This is a genomic window from Asaia sp. Ae19-3 (genome assembly GCF_059801175.1).
This window is the reverse complement of the sequence record NZ_JBCHWF010000001.1, coordinates 1,581,485-1,602,500: the sequence shown is the minus strand read 5'-3', so window position 1 is coordinate 1,602,500 and position 21,016 is coordinate 1,581,485. Positions and strand designations below refer to the sequence as shown.

The window sequence follows — 21,016 nt, the reverse complement described above, 5'->3', positions numbered from 1 at the left end:
GTCGGGGATGAGCTGTGGCTAGGGGTGAAAGGCCAATCAAACTCGGAGATAGCTGGTTCTCCGCGAAATCTATTGAGGTAGATCGTCACGTATTGCCCTCGGGGGTAGAGCACTGGATGGGCTAGGGGGACCCAAAGTCTTACCAAACCTAACCAAACTCCGAATACCGAGGAGTATGAGCGTGGCAGACAGACAGTGGGTGCTAAGGTCCATTGTCGAGAGGGAAACAGCCCAGACCACCAGCTAAGGCCCCCAAATCGTGGCTAAGTGGGAAAGGATGTGGGGATTCCAAAACAACCAGGAGGTTGGCTTAGAAGCAGCCATCCTTTAAAGAAAGCGTAATAGCTCACTGGTCTAATAGAAACCCTGCGCCGAAAATGTAACGGGGCTCAAGCCACGTGCCGAAGCTGTGGGTGCATATCTTTGATATGCGCGGTAGCGGAGCGTTCCGTAGGTCTGCGAAGGAGACGGGGTGACCCTCTCTGGAGATATCGGAAGTGCGAATGCTGACATGAGTAGCGACAAACAGTGCGAGAAACACTGTCGCCGAAAGTCCAAGGGTTCCTGCGCAAGGTTAATCCACGCAGGGTGAGCCGGCCCCTAAGGCGAGGGCGAAAGCCGTAGTCGATGGGAACCAGTTGAATATTACTGGGCCTGCCAGAAGTGACGAATGCGATATGTTGTCTGGTCTTATTGGATTGACCAGGCTTTTGGAGCATTCCAGGAAATAGCTCTGGCGTATAGACCGTACCCGAAACCGACACAGGTGGACTGGTAGAGAATACCAAGGCGCTTGAGAGAACGATGCTGAAGGAACTAGGCAAATTACTTGCGTAACTTCGGGATAAGCAAGACCCGTCTCTGGGCAACCAGATGCGGGTGGCACAGACCAGGGGGTAGCGACTGTTTAGTAAAAACACAGGGCTGTGCGAAGTCGAGAGACGACGTATACGGCCTGACGCCTGCCCGGTGCCGGAAGGTTAAGAGGAGATGTGCAAGCATTGAATTGAAGCCCCGGTAAACGGCGGCCGTAACTATAACGGTCCTAAGGTAGCGAAATTCCTTGTCGGGTAAGTTCCGACCTGCACGAATGGCGTAACGACTTCCCCACTGTCTCCAGCATCGACTCAGCGAAATTGAATTCCCCGTGAAGATGCGGGGTACCCGCGGTCAGACGGAAAGACCCTATGAACCTTTACTGCAGCTTTGCAGTGGCATCAGAGACATCCTGTGTAGGATAGGTGGGAGGCTATGAAACCGAGGCGCCAGCTTCGGTGGAGCCGTCCTTGAAATACCACCCTGAATTTTTCTGATGTCTAACCGAGACCAGTCTAGCCTGGTCCGGGACCCTGCATGGTGGGCAGTTTGACTGGGGCGGTCGCCTCCCAAAGTGTAACGGAGGCGCGCGATGGTGGGCTCAGGTCGGTCGGAAACCGACTGTCGAGTGCAATGGCATAAGCCCGCCTGACTGTGAGAGTGACAGCTCGAACAGAGACGAAAGTCGGCCATAGTGATCCGGTGGTCCCACGTGGACGGGCCATCGCTCAACGGATAAAAGGTACTCTAGGGATAACAGGCTGATCTCCCCCAAGAGTCCACATCGACGGGGAGGTTTGGCACCTCGATGTCGGCTCATCACATCCTGGGGCTGGAGCAGGTCCCAAGGGTTCGGCTGTTCGCCGATTAAAGTGGTACGTGAGCTGGGTTTAGAACGTCGTGAGACAGTTCGGTCCCTATCTGCCGTGGGTGTATGAGACTTGAGAGGATTTGTCCCTAGTACGAGAGGACCGGGATGAACATACCTCTGGTGTACCGGTTGTCGCGCCAGCGGCACAGCCGGGTAGCTAAGTATGGACGGGATAACCGCTGAAAGCATCTAAGCGGGAAACCCACCTCAAAACTAGGTCTCACAGGGCCGTGAAAGACCATCACGTCAATAGGCCGGGTGTGGAAGCGTGGTAACACGTGAAGCTAACCGGTCCTAATCGCCCATATCGCTCACACAACGCTCTCCAGGAGAGCATACACATGCATAGCAATCATCCACGCAATACACTCATCATACAAAAAACCAACCTCCCACACCGACACACAGTTGTCGGGTGGATCAGAAGACCTGGTGGCTATGGCGGGAGACTTCCACCCGATCCCATCCCGAACTCGGACGTGAAACGCCCCAGCGCCTATGATACTGCATCTTAAGATGCGGAAAAGTCGGTCGCCGCCAGGTCCCCTGATCCACCCCACAAAAACACCACCCCCGCGGGGTGGAGCAGCCCGGTAGCTCGTCAGGCTCATAACCTGAAGGCCGCAGGTTCAAATCCTGCCCCCGCAACCAAAATCCCCATACAATACACAATACCACAACGCGCTCAGCTAAACGCTCAGCGCGTATTCGTCGTTCGATCAGAAAAATAGCGCGACCATCACAAGCCTGCTCCCGTAAAACCAATGCCGACGCAGCAAAAAAAAGCCTCAGCAGTCAGCTCAATCAAAGCTCACGGGTCCAGCTCGCAGCGGGACTTGCGCAGAACGAGAGAGGCGGCGCGGTGACGGCGCACGAGGTGAAGAGGTGTGATTTCTCCTGAACCTCGACCGGTTCGCTGAAATTGCGCGCTTCAATATAAGGAACACTTCCGTACTCTACTTTCGTACCGAGGAGGAAGGGCAGGTAGGGTAATCTCTACGAAGAGAATATGTAGCTTTTGATTCGTATGAGTGTCTCTTGAGCTTGTTATGAAATAGCCCTTCAGTACCTTTGGAAGGTTACGCGCTCAGGCGGCACGAACTGCTTGTTCTTGGCTGAGTGAAGATTTTAAGCCTCAGCGTATATTGTGCCTGTCTGCTTTGCCGGTGAAAATGAAGCGGTGACTCATACCTGGTGAGCGAAAGCGAAATCACATGATTCATCTGTTCACGGCATCCTGGCTTTTCTGGGCAGTTTTATCGGCGGGTTTTGCTGCTCTGACGGCTATTCTTGCAAAGCTGGGTGTGAGCCAAATCGATTCCGATGCGGCGACCTTCATACGCACACTAGTCATCGTTGTAATTCTTGCTGCGTATCTGGTGATATCGGGAAAGTTTCGTGCTGTCGGCCCGGTAGGCTTTCGAACAGCGCTGTTTCTCGCCCTTTCCGGTCTGGCGACCGGGGCATCGTGGCTCTGTTATTTCCGGGCACTGAAGCTGGGTGATGCTGCACGCGTAGCGCCGGTCGACAAGTTGAGTGTTGTGATCGTTGCCATCTTTGGCGTCTTATTGCTTGGAGAATATCTGTCGGTAAAGGGATGGCTTGGTGTTGCTTGTATCACCATAGGCGCGCTTCCGGTGGCGACGGCCTAAATTTACGGCATTCGCATGTCTCGGGCTTCGTCTGCCGGGAAGTCTTTCAGGGCCTGCCGCCATCTGGATAGCAGGCGGTACGCGGATCCGGATGTGAGCGGGGTGCGAGGTCCGGTTGGCTCCGACTATCGCAGGTCGTAACAGGCCTCAGTCTCTCGCTGCACACGCTGCCGTCAATTCGCAAACGGCCAGATGAAGTTCGTCGATCTTCCCAGCTCCGCACTATCCTCATTGAGAGTTAGAGATAGTAGGGGGGCCTCCGGCTACGCTTGTGTCAGGCTTGAGCAATCTCTTTGAGAGCTTCGCAGGTCTCTACCCCCAGAAGGCACTGATCGATATGGATCTCACGCTGTAGTAGGCCAATGGCGCGGGTTATTGCCTTTTCTCGACCCAGAGCTGCTGCGTAAAGAAAAGGGCGACCTATCAGAACAGCGTCGGCCCCTGAAGCAAGACCTTTCACGACATCTGTTCCACGGCGGAAACCGCTATCGACGAGTACGGTCATCGACCCGCTCTCGGCTTTGATGGCACTCAGGACTTCCATTGGTGAAACGGCACAATCGAGCTGCCTCCCGCCATGGTTGGAGACAACAATCCCGTCAGCTCCCAACTCGCGCGCCAGCTTCGCATCTTCTGGAGAGAGCACGCCCTTGATGATCAATGCGCCCTTCCAGTAACGGCGGATCATCTCTGCGTGCTTCCAGCTGAAGCTTGCATAGCCGGTGACGGCATCGATCTCGCTTGAAAAAATGGAAGGCCGTTCGACAGGATCAATATTGCTGATCCGAGGTACGCCTCTCTGACAGACGGTTTTCAGCCCGGTTCGATAGAGCCAGGAGGGATGCCGGGCCATATCGAAAGCCAGGCGCGCTGTCGGGCGGAACGGCATGGTGTAACCGTTTCTCTTGTTGTTTTCCCTGTTAGAGCCGACGGCGACGTCAGCAGTCAGGAAATAAGCAGTAAATCCCGCATCGGCCACGCGTTTGACCATGCGCTCGATATTGCTTTCATCGGGTTTCTGGTATCCGGCAAACCAGCAACCCGGATAGCTCTGTCCTATTTCTTCGATTGGCGTGATGGCATTCGCACTCAGGATATAGGGTATCCGGGCAGCTCTGGCGGCTTTGGCCATGGCGTTATCGGCGTCATGGGCAACGACTGCCGAAGCGCCCATGGGGGCTATCATGAACGGGCTCGCGAAACGCTGCCCGAATAAGGTGACTTCCTGAGAGCAAGCCGAGACATCACGCAGGATGCGCGGGATCAAACGGATGCGGTTCAGCACTTCCCGGTTATGGCTGATTGTCGTGCCATCATCGGCACCTCCCTGCACATAACCGAAAATCGCTCTGGGAAGATGCTTGCGTGCCTGAGCCTCGAAATCGTTCAGATTGAGTATCTGCTTCAGCCTTGCGGATGAAATCCCGGGCATGCGTCAAATCCTTACTGTCTGGCTCGCCGTCAGAGGCCGTTTCTTTTTGGGTTCTTCCAGAGGGAGCGGTGCAATGGGCCCCACGATGAAGAGATAGGAGAGCGCCCCCAACAGGCCGAAGGCACCGGTCGCGCAAAGCGGGATCATGAAAGAGCCATGCGTCAGGCTCACCATGAGACCCGTAAAACTGGCGATGACGATACCCGCAATATTGGCGGCACTGTTCTGCAGCCCGCCCAGCGTCGCGACGAGATCGGCACTTGGGGCGATGTCGGCTGGCAACGACCAGATATTCGCTCCGGTAAAGGCGATGCCGCCGAATGAGACCGAAAGCAGAGCGATGCAGAGCCAGGTCTGTGTGGCAAAGGCTGATAGAGCGATCACGGAGGACAATAGCAGCCCGCCAACCAGACAGCTTTTGCGCGCTACGGTCAGACTCCAGCCGTGCCTGTGCAATGTGTCAGAGGTCCAGCCGCCCAGCCACGCGGCAGGGATGGCTGTCACACCGGGTATCATGCCGATCAGGCCAAGTTCCTTGAGCGAGAACCCGTGAGCTGACACGAGATAACTCGGGAACCATGTCGCAAAGAAATAGAAGACAAAATTCGCGCAGAAAAATCCGAGCATCATGCCCCACACCGAGCGGTGTTTCAGCAATTGCTTCCAGGCGCCGGGTGCCGCCTTGCTGCTGGCCGGTTGAGCTTCCCTCAGCTTGGCTAACTGGTACGACGATATCGCCGGATGCCGGTCAGGATCATGATAGAACGCAAGCCAGATGACCACCCAGATCAGGCCCAGCCCACCTGCGGCGACAAATGCCAACCGCCACCCAAGCCAGCCGATCAGCAGGGCTACAAGGGGAAGAGAAACAGCCGCACCGGCGCGTGAGCCGCTGTCGAAAATACCAGCGGCCAGACCTCGCTCGCTTTTGGGAAACCAGAGCGATGCGACTTTTGCATTCGATGGATAGCTGCCCGCTTCGCCTATGCCGAGAGCCAAGCGCAGACCGAGAATGCTGAGTGGCCCGCGTATGATCGCTGTCAGAGCGGTACAGATCGACCACCACATGACCGCCAGCGTATAGGCTGAACGCACACCGAAACGATCGACGATCATGCCAAAAGGCAATTGCATGAACGCGTAGCTCCAGAAGAACGCGCCCAGAATAACGCCCAGAGTGGCCGGGTCGATATGGAGCTCCCTCGCCATGAAGGGAGCCGCAATGGCAATGGTCGCGCGGTCTATGTAGTTGATAGTGGTTGCGGCGAAACAGAGGATGATCATCAGCCAGCGCAGTCGGGGCATGATCTCTCTCCGGTTTGAGGGGATGCCGGGCGGTTCCCTGCATCGACACCGGGCCGATGCAGGGCAACGAAGCTTATCTGGGCAGGACGCGACGCAGATAGTCGCGGTTGGTCGCGGCCACGCTCAGGCCGTCGCCACCGTAATGCTCAACCAGGAAGGCACTCTTGAAGCCGTGTGCCAGAGCCATTTTGATGGCTGCCCGGTAGCTGATCACGCCGAATTCGAGGGGCGCGGGAGCGGTCACTACCATGCCTGTCGTCGCGTCTTCGGTACGGAAGTAGTTCTTGACGTGCCAGTAGCGTGCAAAAGGCGCGACTTTCTGCATCATCGACGCCCAGTGCTCGACCGGGCGATGCAGACGCACCAGATTTCCCAGATCGGCATTGATGCCGACATTGGAACAATCGACATCCTCGACGAAGCGTACCGCGCTATCGGCTGTGCCTAGATAGGTATCCTCGTACATTTCCAGGGACAGATCGATACCGACTTCCTGGGCGTGTCGTGCCAGTTCGCGTATGCGCTCGACGGCTTTTTTCCATGTCTCCTTGTCATCCGGATTGACGGTGCCCTGCGCCGTCCAGAACCAGAGTGCGGCTTTCTGGGGCGGGGTCAGAGGATAGAAGAGACCGAACGAGACTTCCTTGATGCCCAGTCGAGCGGCCGTGTCGATCACGCGATGGCTGTAGGCGAGGTTTTCATCCGCTGCTTCAGGATCGATCACGGAACGGCGGGCCGTCGATAGCCCCGGCATGGTCAGCCCGGCCTCTTTCACCAGATCTGCAAAAACCTGCTGACGCGCCAGAGGCAGATCGGCGAGCCTGATCCATGAATCTGTGGGGTCGATTTCTGTAAAGCCAGCGTCTGTCACCTCGGCGAGGGTAGCGGCCCATTCCTCGGGCTTCTGGTCCTGCACGCTCGAGCCGTCTGGCAGGATATTGGCATATTGGATCATCGCCGCAGCGATGGGCCAGTTGGTGCGGTTGAGAGGGCTAGGCATGGTGAATCTCCTTTTTTGCAGGAAAAACGATCAGTCGCTCAATGGGCGGGGTGGTGGCTTTCATGATTGGTGCGCGGCAGAAAAGCCGCGATAATCAGCCCGACCAAACCCGAGAGGGCGACGGCATAGAGCCCGGCCGCAGGGCTCTCCCAAAGATGAGAGGCAAAGCTGCGGATATTGGGCGCGGCGAAACCACCGAGATTGCCGAGTGCGTTGATCAGCGCGATTGCGCCTGCGGCTTGTGCCCCGGTGAAATGGGCGAGAGGGAAATTCCAGAAAACCGCCTGAACCGTCACGACGCCGGCGGCGGCGATGCACAGCCCGATGATCGCAACGATGCCGGACTCTGCCCCCGAGACGAACAGGCCGATTGCGGCCATGCTCAGGCAGACGAGCAGACCCAGTCTTGGCGCGTCGTGCTTTTGCACCAGACGGGTGATGACGAAGGTCGAAAGAATAGCGAAAGCCCAGGGGATGCCGCTGACGAGACCGACACGAAAGCCGATCTTTTCATGCAGGATCGAAGAGACCTGCTCGGGCAGATAGAACACGACGCCGTAACTCGCGACCTGCATGACCATGTAGAGTGCAAGGAACTGGAGCAATTTGCTCGAATGCAGGAGTGCACCGAGCTTGACGCCGTGATGATCTGCCCCCTCCTTGGCAGCCGCTTCTCTGCGCAGGATGTCATTGAGCGTTGCTTTTTCCTCGTCTGTCAGCCAGGCGACATCCTGTGGTTTGTCAGGCAGGACGAACCATGTGGCGATACCCATTGCGACGGCGAGCCCGCCCTCAAGCAGGAACATCCATTGCCATCCGGCGAGGCCGAGCAGCCCGTCCAGATTGAAGAGCGCTCCCGAAAGCGGATTGCCGAACGTCATGGCCAGCGGATAGCCGAAATAGAACACCCCCAGCACCTTGGTGCGCTCTCTCTCGGGAAACCAGAAGGTGAGGTAGAGCATGATGCCGGGAAAGAAACCGGCCTCGGCAATGCCCAGAAAGGTGCGCAGAACAACGAAGGAAACATTGCCCTGGGTGAACATCATGCCTGCGGAGACGACGCCCCATGTCACCATGATGCGCGCCATCCAGCGTCTGGCGCCCACCCGGTAGAGAATGAGGTTGCTCGGGATTTCGAACAGCGCATAGCCGATGAAGAAAACACCGGCACCGAAGGCAAACATTGCATCTGACACACCAACATCGGTGTGCAGCGCCTGCTTGGCAGAGCCGATATTCGACCTGTCAAGAAAGGCGACGATATACATCAGGATGAGAAAAGGCAGCAGCTTGGCAAATGCCTTGCCGGTGGCCCGCGCTCTCAGGGTTTCAGGGCTTGCGGGGGGCGCTGTCGCGGGAGTGGCAGAAATCATGAGGCTCGGCTCCTCATCACGCCCCGGCTTTTCGCGCAGGGCATGGATGTGGTCAGGCTGATGGAGAGAGGGTGATCTCAGGCAATGTGCCCACCGAGCTCATCTTCGATATGCGCCTCGATGATCTCGTCGAAGCTTTGTTCGGTCGTGAAGCCGAGCGCGAGGGCGCGCTGCGGGTCAAAGCCCCGTGCCCAGCCTGCCACGATGCGCGCCACCGCCTCGTCCGGCGCCCGTTTGATGAGCGCGACGGCCTTGTCACCGGCAATGCGGCGCAGCGCGGCAATCTGGTCACCAACGGTGATGGAAAGCGCAGGCATCGAGAGATTGGGGCGCTCGCCCAGCAGGGAGAGATCGAGCGTTGCGGCATGACGCAGAAACTGCACGGCTGAACGCGGGCTCGTCATCCAGTGGCGAATCGTATCGGGTACGGGAAGAATGGCTTCCTGACCGACCAGTGGCTCGCGGATGATGCCGGAGAAGAACCCCGACGCCGCGCGGTTGGGCTTGCCCGGGCGCACGCAGATGGTGGGAAGGCGCAAGCCGATGCCGTCGAAGAAACCGCGCCGACGATAATCAGCAAGAAGCAACTCGCAGATGGCTTTTTGCGTGCCATAGCTGGTCTGAGGCGTCAGGATATAGTCATCCGGGATGATATCGGGGAAGTCGCCACCGAATACGGCGTTGGATGACGCGAAAACGACGCGCGGTTTCCAGCCTTCGCGGCTGTTGATGTGGCGGATTGCCTCGAAGAGCGTGCGTGTGCCGTCCAGATTGACGCTGTAGCCCTTGTCGAAATCGGCCTCAGCCTCGCCCGACACAATGGCGGCGAGGTGATAGATGATATCCGGGCGACCACTCAAAAGGCGCTCTGCGGCGCCATGCTGGGTAAGATCGCATGTCATGGTCTCGCACGAGCCGGTAAACCCGGCAGGTGACGTCGGCGCGATGACATCGGCCAGTGTGAGCCGGCTGAGTGCGGCAGCCCCATCAAGGGGGGTGTTGATCAGGCTCTCGGTAAATTTGCGCCCGATCATGCCTGCGGCGCCAATGACGAGGATATGCATCTGTGTCACCTTTCCTGTCGGAAGACCCGAATTCAGATGAACGGAACCTATCCGAAAGTTAATCAGGCGCTAGAAGCAAGATGGAAGCGGGTGATCAGCATTTCTGATCGCCAGAGCCTCAATGGCGCTGAAAACCAGCAAGGCCGCGGGTGTCAGAGGTCGGTCAGGCAGGCTGATGAGAGAATAGGCGCCGAGAAAATCGGGCATCGGTACCGAGAGGCGGCGGATCATGCCGGCTTTTTCGTAATGTCGGCTCACGCTGCATGGAATGACCGCCAGAAGATTGGAATGCAGCAGAAGGTCGATTGTCGCGAACATCGATGACGCTTCGATGGGATGTGCGGGCAGGGGAAGGAGCGCCGTCGTGAAGGCGGCTTCTATGGCTCGCCTCATGGGGCTGGGAGCGGTCTGAAGGATCCAGCGTTCCTGCGCCACATCCTCCAGGGTGAGGGTGCCAGAATCGGCCATCGGATTTGTGCGGCTTGTCACCACGCAGAGGGGTTCACTGGCGAGGTCACGGCAATCGAGTGAGGTCGGGCCGTGCAGCCCGAGTGGACGCCCGATCACGAAGTCGAGCCTTCCGCTTTCCATGCCAAGAAGCAGGGCATCGCTGGTATCGACCGAAAGAGAGAGGCTTATGCCTGGCTGGGAATGGGCAATATCGGCAAAGACGGGCGAGACAAGTTCCGGCAGGGCCGCGACGATCGATCCGACACGCACGGTTCCATAGGTGCCTTCCTGCATGGCGTTCATGTCGAGCTGCAGACGGTCGATATCGTTGAGCATCAATCGTGCATGACGTGCCGCAAGAACGCCGCTTGGGGTGGGGAAGACGCCTTGCGACGACCGTTCGAAAAGACGGGCATTAAGGGCGTGTTCGACCTCCTGAAGCAGCTTTGAGACAGAAGGCTGAGAGAGATTCATCTTCTCTGCGGCGCGATGCAGGTTATTGGTGGCTTCGAGTTCGAGTATCAGGCGCAGATGCCTGAGCTTGAGGCGGTTGATCAGTGAATGGGCCGTCATGGAGCGGGTTCCGGGAAGCAAATCGTCACAGGTGCGCAGGCAGAAACAGAGAGGGCGCGCCTAGCGGGGCGCTGGCGCATCCTGCTCGTGCATGGCCTGTTTCAGCAGCGAAAGGATCGTGAGTGCAGCGGGTGTCGAGGGGCGTTCTTTTGATGTCATCAGCCCCCAGGGTGCCACGTCGAACACGAAATCGATTGGCAGGCTGGCAATCTGGCCGATATCCGATTGCAGTTTTGCCGCAGGGGCGGAGAGGATCGTGAGGGCGTCGGTCCGGGTGATATAGGCGAGGGTCATCATCCATGAATCGGACGACACGACACGGGTAGGCAGCGGAAGATCCTCTTCCAGAAGAAGCTCTTCGAAACGCTGGCGCGAGCGGCTGCCCTTGCGTTGCAGGATCCATGGCCACTCCGCCAGCGCCTGCAGCGAGACGGGGCCATTGCCGAGCAGGGGGTGATCGGGGCGTGAGGCGATTACCAGCCTTTCGGCGGCGATTTCTTCATACTGCACCGGATAGGGAGAGGGGATGACCGGTCTCCGGCCAAGCATGATGTCGATCTGTCCGTCTGTCAGCATCTGGAAAAGCGCGTCGCTCGGGCCACTGCGAATTTCGAGCTCGATTTCGGGATAATCCTGCTGCGCGATGCGCAACATATCGACCAGTGACTGGATGACCGGGCCATCAATTGCGCCGATCGATACATGACCGATGCGGCCGTCGACCAGGGCGTTGAGCTCGACGCGTGTTCGTTCGAGTTCCTCGAGCATGGAGACGGCGTGACGTGTCAGCACCTCGCCCGCAAAGGTCGGGATCATACGTCGCCCTTCCAGACGGAAGAGGCGGATCCTCATCAAATCCTCGAGATCTCCGATCAGTTTGGAAGCGGCAGGCTGCGCCATGCCGAGACTTTCCGCCGCAGCCTGAAGGGTCGCGTGACGCGAAAAGGCCGAGAGAAGCTGCAGATGACGTAGCTTGAGGCGCGAGGCAATGAACCAGAACGGGCCGAGATGCGGGTGCGGCATGAGAGATTTCATAGTCAAACGGTTATGTATCGCGTGGATACGACTATTGGACGCGCCTCTTAACGGGTGACTATTTCTTCCGCCCGGATCATCGCTGGAACACTCCGTTTTCAGCGTCCATCAAAATGATTGTGAAGGTTGGGCGACATGTCGGTTCAGATCATCAGAAGTGCTGCGGTTATCGGGGCAGGGTATATGGGCGGTGGTATCGCCCAGAGCCTTGCAGCGGCAGGGATGCGTGTGACCCTTGCCGATATTTCCCCCGAGGCGACGCAGCGCGCCCTTGAGCGTCTGCTGGGCGAGGCACGCGCCTTTGAGGATCAGGGCCTGATCGTGAGGGGCAGCTATGACCGGATCATGGTCAATCTCACGACGGCGCCGTCGATCGAGGAGGCGGTTCGCGACGTTGATTTCATCGAAGAGGCGGTGTTCGAGCGCGAGGACGTCAAGAAAGAGGTGCTGGGGCGTATCAGCGCTGCAGCCCGTCCCGATGCGATTATCGGCACCAATACCTCGACCATTCCCGTGCATGTGCTGGCGCCGATGGTAAAAGGGCAGGAGCGGTTCCTGACTGTGCATTTCAGCAATCCGGCACCGTTCATCCCTGGGGTCGAGCTGGTGTCGGGCGTCGCCACGAAGCCGGAAGTCGTGGCGACGGTCAAGGAGATGCTGAACCGTGTGAACCGGCAATCGGCAGAGGTGGCCGATAGGCCGACCTTCGTGTTGAACAGGCTGCAATATGTGCTGTTCAAGGAGGCAAATACTATCGTCGAAGAGGGTATCGCGACGCCGGAGGATGTCGACACGATCGTGCGGTCGACTTTCGGTTTTCGTCTGCCTTTCTTCGGGCCGTTCGCCATTGCCGATATGGCCGGGCTTGAGGTCTATGTGAATGGCTTCGTTACCGCAGAGAATGCTTTCGGTCCGCGTCTGTCCTGCCCTGATACGGTCAGGAAGCTGGTGGAAGAAGGCAAGCACGGTGTGAAGAACGGTGCCGGTTATTACGGGAATTACAGCCCGGAGGAAGCAGCAGAACTCGTGGCCTATCGGAACAAGGCCTATGCCAAGATGGCGGAAATGCTGCGTGAGCTCGGCCCGTCTCCGCTCGAGAAAAAACGCCCGAAATGAGGGGTGGGGAGGCCGGTACCGGCCGTATCCCGTGAGTCAGAGGCCAGAATGTTCGCGGGACGTTCGTTCTGGTCCTTGCAGAGAAGTCCTGAGACAAGGTAGCGACGAGCCATCGCAAGTAGAAACATTTCTTCATGATTCTCGCGATGGCTGTGAGCACTCAGTGTAAAGAGATCCCGTTCATACAGTTACAGTTTTGTAATAGAATGGAAGAAAATCATCATGCCGCGTCAAACGGCATTATGGCGCGATGGATATGTGTCTAGAAAAATTTCTGGATATATTTCATAATACATGGCAGAATAATTTTATTACTTTCATTAATATAGTGTCATTTTATTTTCAGCATTGCTGAAATCTTGATGTTTACATTCTTGCGCGGGTTGATTTAAATGGAATGCCATTCACGGATGTGGAACAGGACTGATCGATCATGTCTGGACGGACGCCATTTTCAGGATTGCTGTGCTGACTGCCGATGCCACGAGGCGGCAGCGGTTGCGCGCGCATGTTCACGAGGCACATGAAAGCCTCGATGGCCTGATTGGCGGTCTGGAGACCGAGCGCGATTACCTGCGTTATCTTGCCGGTATGGCGGCTTTTCGTATCTCGGCAGAGGCTGCAGTCGAGGCGCGACGCTTTCCATCATGGCTGAAGGACTGGCGACCGGTTTCGACGCGTCTCGCACTCGAAAAAGACGTCGAGACACTTCGTTTGTCCTGTCCGCCTGTTTCCGCCCTTGCGCCCCCCGAGACGGATTCCGGGCTCCTGGGTATGCTGTACACCCTCGAAGGGTCGGCGCTTGGCGCCCGCCTGATTGCCAAGCGTGCGAAGGCGCTGGGTTTCGACGAGGACCATGGCGCAACCCATCTTGCCGTTCAGACGGCAGCGCCTGCCAATTGGCGCGTATTTCTCGATCTTCTTGAAGCAGCACCGGTTTTCGATCTCGATGAAGCCGGGGCCGAAGCCTCGCGTCTTTTCCGGCATGCCTATGACGCCATGATGCTTGTGGATCGTGCAGAGGAAAAAGTTCATGGCTGAATTCGGTCAGGTCGATCTGACGAGCTGCGATCGGGAGCCGATCCATCTCCCTGGCAGCATTCAGCCCCATGGCTGCTTGATCACATGTTCTGTCAGTGATTTTGTCGTGCTGCGTCATTCAGCCAATGCACAGGATATGCTGGGCCAGCCGGAGCTCACACTTGGCTGCAGCCTGATCGAGCTTTTCGGCTCGGATATCGTGCATGATATCCGCAACGGCCTGACCTTGAGCGTCACCCAGCGTCGACCGGTTTTCCTGCTCAATCAGGCGCTCGGTCCGGACAGGCATTTCGACCTAGCTGTGCATATCGTCAACGGGGAGGTCGTGCTGGAATGCGAGCCTGCCTCGCCGACCCAGCGCGCCACCAAGTTTCTCACCCAGCTCCATGGCATGATGGACCGGGTGCGCAAGACGACCGATATCACCCGGCTGTTCGATGTCGTGACCATGCTCATGCGCGGGCTGCTCGATTATGACCGGGTGATGGTCTATCGTTTTGCCGATGACTGGTCCGGCAAGGTGGTGTCGGAAGCGCGTGCCCTGTCTCTGGAAAGCTTTCTGGGGCAGCATTTTCCGAGCGCTGACATTCCTGCCCAGGCTCGGGAGCTCTATCGCCGCTCACCAATACGCATGATCGGCGATGTCGGTTATACGCCCGTTCCCCTCATCGAGACCGAAGGGCTTTCATCGCTCGATATGTCGCTGGGCCAGTTGCGCAGCGTATCGCCTATCCACTGCGAATATCTGACCAATATGGGGGTCCGCGCCTCCATGTCGATCTCGATCGTGATCGATGGCGCGCTCTGGGGCATGATTGCCTGTCATCATTATTCCCCGCGCATCCTGCCGATTGCCGAGCGTGCCGTCGTGCAGATGTTCTCGGAGTTCTTCGCGCTTCAGATCATCGTCATTCTGAAAACGACGCGGCTGCAGGTCGCCGAGCGGACGCACGGGCTGATCGAGAGCGTCTTGCGCAACGCTGCCTCGGTTTCGGATATGCCAGCCTATCTGCGGGGGCAGATCAGCCGATTGGCCCCGCTCATCCAGTCAGACGGTATTGCCATCTGGATCGATAATGAGTGGACCGGTCACGGCATTTCGGCGCCGAAAGAGGTTCAGAACGAGTTTGTCGAGCTTGCCCTGCGCAAGGCAGGCACGCAGATCTGGCAGTCGGATCATCTGGTCAAGGACCACCCCTGGATCGCGGCGCACACAGCGCATGTCGCCGGTGTGCTGATCATTCCGATTTCGCCCCAGCCGCAGAACTATGTCTTTCTCTTCCGTCGTGAGATCGTGCAGACCATCAACTGGGGTGGCGATCCGCACAAGACCTACGAGCATGGTCCACACGGCCCCCGCCTTACGCCGCGTCAGAGTTTCGCGATCTGGAAAGAGCAGGTGCATGAACGCTGCCTTCCCTGGTCGAGCTTCGATATCGAGGCCGCCGGACAATTGCGTTCGGCCCTGATTGAGGTGATGGGCGTTTATCATCAGCAGCAGCTTTCAGAGCGCGCGGATGCCGATCTGCGCCAGCGCATGCTCAATGAAGAGCTCAATCACCGGGTCAAGAACATCCTTGCCGTCGTGCAGTCTCTGATCGGGCGGCCTGTAGGCAAGGACAGGACGATCGAGGAATATGTCGAGGTGCTGCGCGGGCGCATCAAGGCGCTTGCCAGTGCGCATGATCAGGTCGCCCGAAGCGATGGCGGTGGCCTGCTGCGAACCTTGCTTGAAGCCGAGCTTGAGCCCTACCGCCATCAGCCCTCTGCGGTCGTGCTTGAGGGCGATAATCTCTGGCTGTCCGGCCCCGCGCTCTCGGTTGTCGCGCTGACGCTTCATGAGCTGGCAACCAATGCCGCCAAATATGGTGCGCTCTCGCGGCCGACAGGCACGCTGACGCTGCGCTGGTTCCTGGACGAGGATCAGAAAAACTGGGTGCTGGAATGGACAGAGACCGGTGGTCCGCCGGTGACGCCACCCAAGGGCAACGGGTTTGGCTCTGTTCTGCTTGAGCGCGCGATCCCTCATGAACTGAGCGGTACATCCGTGCGTGAGTTCAGGCCTGAGGGACTGTTCATTCGCCTGACTTTCCCGGTCCGCCATGCCGTGCTGGTTTCCGAAGTCGCGGCAGAGCCTGTGGTCGCGGATATGCCCACAGCGACTGCGGCTCAGTCTGAGCGGCTTCATGCAGCCCATGTGCTTCTTGTCGAGGATCAGCTGCTCATTGCCATGGAGACGGAGCAGGCGCTCACTGCTTATGGCGTGCAGCACATTCGCACCGTCTCATCGGTTTATGAAGCTGGACAGGCCATTCGCGAGCGCTGCCCTGATGTAGCGCTGCTCGACTTCAATCTGGGCAAGGAAAACTCGCACGAGGTGGCAACGCTTCTGCGCAAGAAGGGCGTTCCCTTCCTGTTTGCCACGGGCTACGCGGATCGGACCATGATCCCGTCCGAATTCCAGGATGTGCCGGTGCTGCGCAAGCCCTATTCGATCAAGAGTATTGTGCAGGAGTTGCTAAAGGTTCTGCCGGCCTGAGGAGGGCCTTGGGGGTATTATTCCCCAAGCCGCTTCTGAGCAGGAAAACCTTTTGAACAGTCGATAAACCTTGGTTTTCCGGCTGTTGTGTTCTTGACTTGTTCTGATCTCGTCTCCATCTCCCGGAGATGAAAAAGACCCTCGCTGCCCGTCTGGAAATCTTGTCGGATGCTGCCAAATACGACGCGTCCTGCGCGTCTAGCGGCGTAAGCTCGAAGAAGAAAGCGGGTGAAGAGGGGCTGGGGTCAAAAGCCTCTAACGGGATCTGTCACGCCTATACGCCTGACGGGCGATGCATTTCGCTGCTCAAGATCCTGATGACGAATTTCTGCATCTATGACTGCGCCTACTGCATCAATCGTTCATCTTCCAAAATCGAACGGACACGGTTTACGGTCGAAGAGATCATCTGGATTACGCTGGAATTCTACCGGCGTAATTATATCGAGGGATTGTTCCTGTCTTCGGGGGTCATCCGCTCCTCCGATTATACCATGGAAGAAATGGTACGTGTGGCGCGCGAGCTGCGGCTTAAGCATCATTTTCATGGCTATATCCATCTCAAGACTATTCCCGATGCAGCGCCTCATCTGATTGAAGAGGCCGGACTCTACGCTGATCGTCTGTCGATCAATGTCGAGATGCCGACAGAGGCGGGGCTTGCCGCCTACGCGCCTGAAAAGGATGCAGGGCATATACGCCAGAGCATGGGCGCCTTGCGCCTCAAGATCGAGGAATCAGGCGACCGCAGCCTGAGCGGGCGCAAGCCTCGTCGTTTCGCGCCCGGTGGGCAGAGCACGCAGATGATCATCGGTGCGGATCGCTCGACCGATCGTGACATCCTGCGCAGTTCGGCAGCGCTTTATTCGGGTTATGCGCTTCGTCGCGTCTATTACTCGGCTTTCAGCCCCATTCCTGACGCGTCGATGGCTCTGCCCGCGCAATCGCCGCCGCTTGTACGGGAGCATCGGCTTTATCAGGCGGACTGGATGGTGCGCTTCTACGGGTTTTCGTTCGAGGAGATCGTCGCCCAGCGGGAAGACGGTATGCTGGACCTTGAGCTCGATCCGAAACTGGCATGGGCTTTGCAGAACCGCGCTCTCTTCCCCGTCGATCTGAACCGCGCCAGTCGTGAGATGTTATTGCGCGTGCCGGGTCTGGGGCCGCGCTCAGTGGGGGCATTGCTTTCGGCCAGGCGCCATTGCGCCATACGGCTGGAGGATGTGGAGCGATTGAAAGTCTCTTTGCGTAAGGTCAGGCCGTTCATCGTCACGAGTGACTGGAATCCTGCCCGGTTGATTGATCGTGACAATCTGGCGGCTTCGTTCCGCCCACAGCCGCAGCAGCTTCGCCTGCTTTGAAGCGCCTCCAACTGGCCCGCGACGCGGATTTCGAGACATGGCGCGGGCTTGCTCGTGCCGCCCTCGCCGAGGGAATTGCGCCAGATCAGATCGAATGGATGAGCCCTGATGCGGCGCAGGCAGATTTGTTCTCTTCCGAGCCCGCAACGCTAGAGCAGGAGGTGCGGACGGCTCCCTGTGCAACGCCGGTGGGGCACGTCTCCAAGCCCGGTCTGGCTCTTTTGCACACCATCCTGCGCTACCATGACCCCCAGCGTTTTGCTCTGGCCTATCGGCTTTTATGGCGCCTTCAGACAGAGCCCGCGCTCCTCGCCATCGCGACCGACCCCGATATGAGGGAGGCGGCGCGCATGACGCAGCAGATACGCCGCGATATGCACAAGATGAAGGCCTTTGTGCGCTTTCGCGAGGCTACGCAGCCCGATAGCGACGGACGCAGGCATTTCATCGCCTGGTTCGAGCCGGAAAACTATATTCTCGAGAGCGTGGCGCCGTTTTTTGCCGAGCGTTTTTCCGATATGGACTGGATGATCCTGACCCCGATCGGCTCCATCCTGTTCGAGAAGGGAAAGCTGATCTGTGACCGGTCGCCTTGCGCTGCGCCAGATCTGAAGGACGATGTCGAGACCCTCTGGCACAGCTACTATCAGTCGATTTTCAATCCGGCGCGTATCAAGACAAAAGCGATGCGCTCCGAAATGCCGACCAAATACTGGAAGAATTTGCCGGAAACCCGGCTGATACCGCAAATGCTCGCCGATGCGGAAAACCGCGTTGCGGCCATGGTGGCGCGGCAGAATGATGGTCGTGCCCCGGCTTTTCACGAGCGCCATCAGGCAGAGTGGCGAGAGAAAGAGGCGCAGGAAGAGGCTCGGGGCGTGGCGCTCAACGGGCTGCCTGCTCTCTCGCGCGCGCTGGAGAGCTGCCAGCGCTGCGATCTCTGCCGCTATGCGACCCAGAGCGTGCCTGGCATCGGCCCGGATCATGCGCCTCTCATGCTTGTTGGTGAGCAACCGGGCGATCAGGAAGATCTGCAGGGAAAGCCATTTGTGGGGCCAGCGGGACAGGTGCTCGATCGTGTGTTGTCTGCGGTCGGTATCGAGCGAAGCGAGGTGTATCTCACCAATGCGGTGAAGCACTTCAAATTCGTTTCGAAAGGGCGTCGTCGCATTCACCAGACGCCGGGGCGCACTGAGATTGTTGCCTGCTCACCCTGGCTCGATCAGGAGATCAGGCTCGTTCAGCCGAAGCTGATCGTCACACTGGGAGCTACTGCGCTCCAGGCTGTGGAAGGGCGCGTCAGTCGCCTCGGGGCACTCAGGGGGCATGTGCGCGACGGGAGCGCAACACGCCCACCCAGTCTTGCGACAATCCATCCGTCCTATCTGCTGCGCCTTCCTGAGCCTCAGAGGGCCCAGGAAGAAGAGCAGCGTTTCATGCAGGAACTCTCGGTTGCGCGCGACTGGCTCGCAGAGCATTGACGCCTGAAAAAAGAAGGCGCGACGGCGGCACCCGTGAGAGGTGAGAAGCCCGACTTCGCTCCTTCGGGTCACGCGCTTCGGCTTCTTTACTGATCAGTACTTGCCCTTCGCCGACCGCGCGTATTAGCGGGGTGTTGCCTGTCTTCCCTGGCATCAGGACCGGGAAAGACGGGGCGGATTTCGGTCAATCGGCTTTTTCTGTCATCCACACGGCGGCATTGGCTGGCAGAAAGCCGGGTTTTTCGATGGCGTGGCTTGCCACAAGGATTTCGCCTTCAGGAAGCACTACTTCCTTGTCGCCGCAATTCAGAATGACCCTGACAGGCCCGTTGCAGAATTCGACCACGTCCTTGCGTTCCGGCGCCCATTCAAGCGCGCCAAGACCAAGGCTGAACGCCTTGCGATGGGCAAGCAGGCTGCGATAGAGCGCAAGGGGCGAGTCCGGGTCTTTCTCTTCCACGGCGACTGCGTAGTTTTTGTACTGCTCTGGTTGAGGCAGCCAGAGTTCGCCTGTCTCGTTAAAACCAAGGGACGGGCCATCCGCTTTCCAGGGGAGAGGAATGCGGCACCCGTCGCGACCGATTTCCTTGCCATCAGTGTGGAAGAAAGCCGGGTCCTGACGATATTTCCTGTCGAGCTTTGTATGATCCGGCAGGCCGAGCTCCTCACCCTGATAGAGCGTAGCCGAACCCGGCAGGCCGAGCGTCATGAATATGACTGCGCGGGCCCGCCGCAGGCCAAGGGCCTCGTCCGGTTGCTCATGGGCTGCGTCGATACCCTGAGGGCGCGCGCCTGCATCTTTCAGGCCCAGACGCGAGGCATGGCGCACCGTGTCATGATTGGACATGACCCAGGCGGTGATGGCGCCGACCTCATGCATGGCCTCGAGTGAATCCGTGATGATCTCGCGGTATTTGGCGGCGTTCCAGCGGCAGAGCAGATAGTCGAAATTGAAGGTCTGCTGCATTTCGTCGGGCCGCACATAACGGGCAAGACGCGAGAGAGGCTTTACCCAGGCTTCTGCCACCAGCATGCGATCGCCCGGGTAGCTGGCCAGCAGCTTGTGCCAGGCGCGATAGATTTCGTGCACGCCATCCCGGTCCCACATCGGGGCATCGCTTGGCGTCTTGTCGTCATCTTCGCCCACCATCGTGGCGCGCTCTGTATAGGGAGGCAGGCCTTTTTCCTTGATGAGTCCGTGGGCGACATCGATACGGAAGCCGTCCACCCCGCGATCGAGCCAAAAACGCAGAACGGATTCAAATTCGGTCCGCACTTCGGGGTTGTCCCAGTTCAGATCGGGCTGGCAGCTGTCGAAGAGATGCAGATACCACTGGCGTGGTTTGCCGTCCTTGCGCTCAGGTTCCTGTGTCCAGGCAATGCCGCCAAAGACGCTCTGCCAGTTATTGGGGGGCTCGCACCCGTCCTTCCCCTTGCCGTCGCGAAACAGATAGCGTTCACGGGCGGCACTGCCGGGCTCGGAGGCCAGGGCTTCCTTGAACCATGCATGCTGGTCCGATGTGTGGTTTGGCACCATATCGGCAATGATGCGCAGACCGTGGTCATGCGCTTCCTTTATCAGCGCCTCGTAATCGGCGACCGTACCGAAAAGCGGGTCGATCTTGCGATAATCGGAGATGTCATATCCGGCATCGCCCTGTGGCGACTGGAAACAGGGTGAGATCCATAGCGCGTCGACGCCGAGCCGTTCCAGATAGGGCATGTGGCTGATGATGCCGGGAAGGTCGCCAATACCGTCACCGTTGGAATCGGCAAAGGAGCGCGGGTAGATCTGATAGATGACAGCGTCTTTCCACCAGACTGGAGCTGAACCGTTCTGAGCCATGGTTTTCTTCCGTGATCGTGATGATGTCAGAACACGGAGGAAACCTGCCAGTTGGCGCCGT

At 58.3% G+C, this 21,016-nt stretch carries 14 protein-coding genes, 1 tRNA gene and 2 rRNA genes (1 of these 17 only partly in view); 9 read left to right on the top strand and 8 right to left on the bottom strand.

Features of this window, described 5'->3' with window-relative positions; genetic code table 11:
* From AAID99_RS06895 to AAID99_RS06880, 4 genes are all read left to right on the top strand, one after another.
* Positions 1 to 2,005, top strand: a 23S ribosomal RNA gene (locus tag AAID99_RS06895) (it extends 736 nt beyond the left edge of the window).
* 110 nt (positions 2,006 to 2,115) lie between these two features.
* A 5S ribosomal RNA gene (rrf, locus tag AAID99_RS06890) occupies positions 2,116 to 2,230 on the top strand.
* A 31-nt stretch (positions 2,231 to 2,261) separates the two neighbouring features.
* A tRNA-Met gene (locus AAID99_RS06885) sits at positions 2,262 to 2,338 on the top strand.
* A 563-nt stretch (positions 2,339 to 2,901) separates the two neighbouring features.
* Positions 2,902 to 3,339 carry an EamA family transporter gene (locus tag AAID99_RS06880; RefSeq protein WP_498493497.1) on the top strand — a complete coding sequence of 146 codons (438 nt, stop codon included), beginning with the start codon at positions 2,902 to 2,904 and terminating at the stop codon, positions 3,337 to 3,339.
* A gap of 274 nt (positions 3,340 to 3,613) precedes the next feature.
* Here AAID99_RS06880 and AAID99_RS06875 read toward each other — a convergent pair whose 3' ends face one another.
* The 7 genes from AAID99_RS06875 to AAID99_RS06845 all read right to left on the bottom strand — a co-directional run bounded on the left by AAID99_RS06875 (position 3,614) and on the right by AAID99_RS06845 (position 11,559).
* Positions 3,614 to 4,771 carry an alpha-hydroxy acid oxidase gene (locus AAID99_RS06875; protein WP_498493496.1) on the bottom strand — a complete coding sequence of 386 codons (1,158 nt, stop codon included), beginning with the start codon at positions 4,769 to 4,771 and terminating at the stop codon, positions 3,614 to 3,616.
* A gap of 3 nt (positions 4,772 to 4,774) precedes the next feature.
* Positions 4,775 to 6,076 carry an MFS transporter gene (locus tag AAID99_RS06870; protein ID WP_188427088.1) on the bottom strand — a complete coding sequence of 434 codons (1,302 nt, stop codon included), beginning with the start codon at positions 6,074 to 6,076 and terminating at the stop codon, positions 4,775 to 4,777.
* A gap of 73 nt (positions 6,077 to 6,149) precedes the next feature.
* Complete coding sequence (locus AAID99_RS06865; RefSeq protein ID WP_498493495.1) at positions 6,150 to 7,076, bottom strand: sugar phosphate isomerase/epimerase family protein; 927 nt, start codon at positions 7,074 to 7,076, stop codon at positions 6,150 to 6,152.
* 38 nt (positions 7,077 to 7,114) lie between these two features.
* Positions 7,115 to 8,449 carry an MFS transporter gene (locus tag AAID99_RS06860; protein WP_188427086.1) on the bottom strand — a complete coding sequence of 445 codons (1,335 nt, stop codon included), beginning with the start codon at positions 8,447 to 8,449 and terminating at the stop codon, positions 7,115 to 7,117.
* Between the two features lie 77 nt (positions 8,450 to 8,526).
* Positions 8,527 to 9,513: a D-erythronate dehydrogenase gene (gene denD, locus AAID99_RS06855; protein WP_498493493.1), complete on the bottom strand. Its 987-nt coding sequence runs from the start codon at positions 9,511 to 9,513 to the stop codon at positions 8,527 to 8,529.
* A 69-nt stretch (positions 9,514 to 9,582) separates the two neighbouring features.
* On the bottom strand, positions 9,583 to 10,536 hold the full coding sequence (locus AAID99_RS06850; protein WP_498493492.1) for a LysR family transcriptional regulator: 954 nt from the start codon (positions 10,534 to 10,536) through the stop codon (positions 9,583 to 9,585).
* 60 nt (positions 10,537 to 10,596) lie between these two features.
* Positions 10,597 to 11,559: a LysR family transcriptional regulator gene (locus AAID99_RS06845; protein WP_498493491.1), complete on the bottom strand. Its 963-nt coding sequence runs from the start codon at positions 11,557 to 11,559 to the stop codon at positions 10,597 to 10,599.
* A gap of 147 nt (positions 11,560 to 11,706) precedes the next feature.
* On the opposite strand from AAID99_RS06845, the gene AAID99_RS06840 reads away from it, so the two are divergent.
* The 5 genes from AAID99_RS06840 (at position 11,707) to AAID99_RS06820 (ending at position 19,109) form a co-directional block, all read left to right on the top strand.
* The gene (locus tag AAID99_RS06840) at positions 11,707 to 12,687 is read left to right on the top strand and encodes a 3-hydroxyacyl-CoA dehydrogenase family protein (protein ID WP_498493490.1); all 981 of its coding nucleotides are present in this window, start codon (positions 11,707 to 11,709) and stop codon (positions 12,685 to 12,687) included.
* 465 nt (positions 12,688 to 13,152) lie between these two features.
* Positions 13,153 to 13,728, top strand: coding sequence for a biliverdin-producing heme oxygenase (locus AAID99_RS06835; RefSeq protein ID WP_188427081.1), 576 nt, complete (start codon positions 13,153 to 13,155; stop codon positions 13,726 to 13,728).
* Positions 13,721 to 16,267, top strand: coding sequence for an HWE histidine kinase domain-containing protein (locus tag AAID99_RS06830; protein WP_498493489.1), 2,547 nt, complete (start codon positions 13,721 to 13,723; stop codon positions 16,265 to 16,267). The genes AAID99_RS06835 and AAID99_RS06830 overlap by 8 nt, the downstream gene beginning before the upstream one ends.
* A gap of 128 nt (positions 16,268 to 16,395) precedes the next feature.
* The gene (locus AAID99_RS06825) at positions 16,396 to 17,628 is read left to right on the top strand and encodes a putative DNA modification/repair radical SAM protein (protein ID WP_498493488.1); all 1,233 of its coding nucleotides are present in this window, start codon (positions 16,396 to 16,398) and stop codon (positions 17,626 to 17,628) included.
* On the top strand, positions 17,625 to 19,109 hold the full coding sequence (locus AAID99_RS06820; RefSeq protein ID WP_498493487.1) for a UdgX family uracil-DNA binding protein: 1,485 nt from the start codon (positions 17,625 to 17,627) through the stop codon (positions 19,107 to 19,109). The genes AAID99_RS06825 and AAID99_RS06820 overlap by 4 nt, the downstream gene beginning before the upstream one ends.
* A gap of 184 nt (positions 19,110 to 19,293) precedes the next feature.
* Here the strand turns inward: AAID99_RS06820 and AAID99_RS06815 are convergent, their stop codons facing one another.
* Positions 19,294 to 20,955, bottom strand: coding sequence for a glycoside hydrolase family 13 protein (locus AAID99_RS06815; protein ID WP_498493485.1), 1,662 nt, complete (start codon positions 20,953 to 20,955; stop codon positions 19,294 to 19,296).
* Between the last annotated feature and the right edge of the window lie 61 nt (positions 20,956 to 21,016).

Excerpts from the sequence above, each read along its gene's own strand:
- AAID99_RS06880 (WP_498493497.1), top strand. The coding sequence starts at position 2,902 with ATGATTCATCTGTTCACGGCATCCTGGCTTTTCTGGGCAGTTTTATCG.
- AAID99_RS06875 (WP_498493496.1), bottom strand. The coding sequence starts at position 4,771 with ATGCCCGGGATTTCATCCGCAAGGCTGAAGCAGATACTCAATCTGAAC.
- AAID99_RS06870 (WP_188427088.1), bottom strand. The coding sequence starts at position 6,076 with ATGCCCCGACTGCGCTGGCTGATGATCATCCTCTGTTTCGCCGCAACC.
- AAID99_RS06865 (WP_498493495.1), bottom strand. The coding sequence starts at position 7,076 with ATGCCTAGCCCTCTCAACCGCACCAACTGGCCCATCGCTGCGGCGATG.
- AAID99_RS06860 (WP_188427086.1), bottom strand. The coding sequence starts at position 8,449 with ATGATTTCTGCCACTCCCGCGACAGCGCCCCCCGCAAGCCCTGAAACC.
- denD (WP_498493493.1), bottom strand. The coding sequence starts at position 9,513 with ATGCATATCCTCGTCATTGGCGCCGCAGGCATGATCGGGCGCAAATTT.
- AAID99_RS06850 (WP_498493492.1), bottom strand. The coding sequence starts at position 10,536 with ATGACGGCCCATTCACTGATCAACCGCCTCAAGCTCAGGCATCTGCGC.
- AAID99_RS06845 (WP_498493491.1), bottom strand. The coding sequence starts at position 11,559 with ATGCCGCACCCGCATCTCGGCCCGTTCTGGTTCATTGCCTCGCGCCTC.
- AAID99_RS06840 (WP_498493490.1), top strand. The coding sequence starts at position 11,707 with ATGTCGGTTCAGATCATCAGAAGTGCTGCGGTTATCGGGGCAGGGTAT.
- AAID99_RS06830 (WP_498493489.1), top strand. The coding sequence starts at position 13,721 with ATGGCTGAATTCGGTCAGGTCGATCTGACGAGCTGCGATCGGGAGCCG.
- AAID99_RS06825 (WP_498493488.1), top strand. The coding sequence starts at position 16,396 with ATGAAAAAGACCCTCGCTGCCCGTCTGGAAATCTTGTCGGATGCTGCC.
- AAID99_RS06815 (WP_498493485.1), bottom strand. The coding sequence starts at position 20,955 with ATGGCTCAGAACGGTTCAGCTCCAGTCTGGTGGAAAGACGCTGTCATC.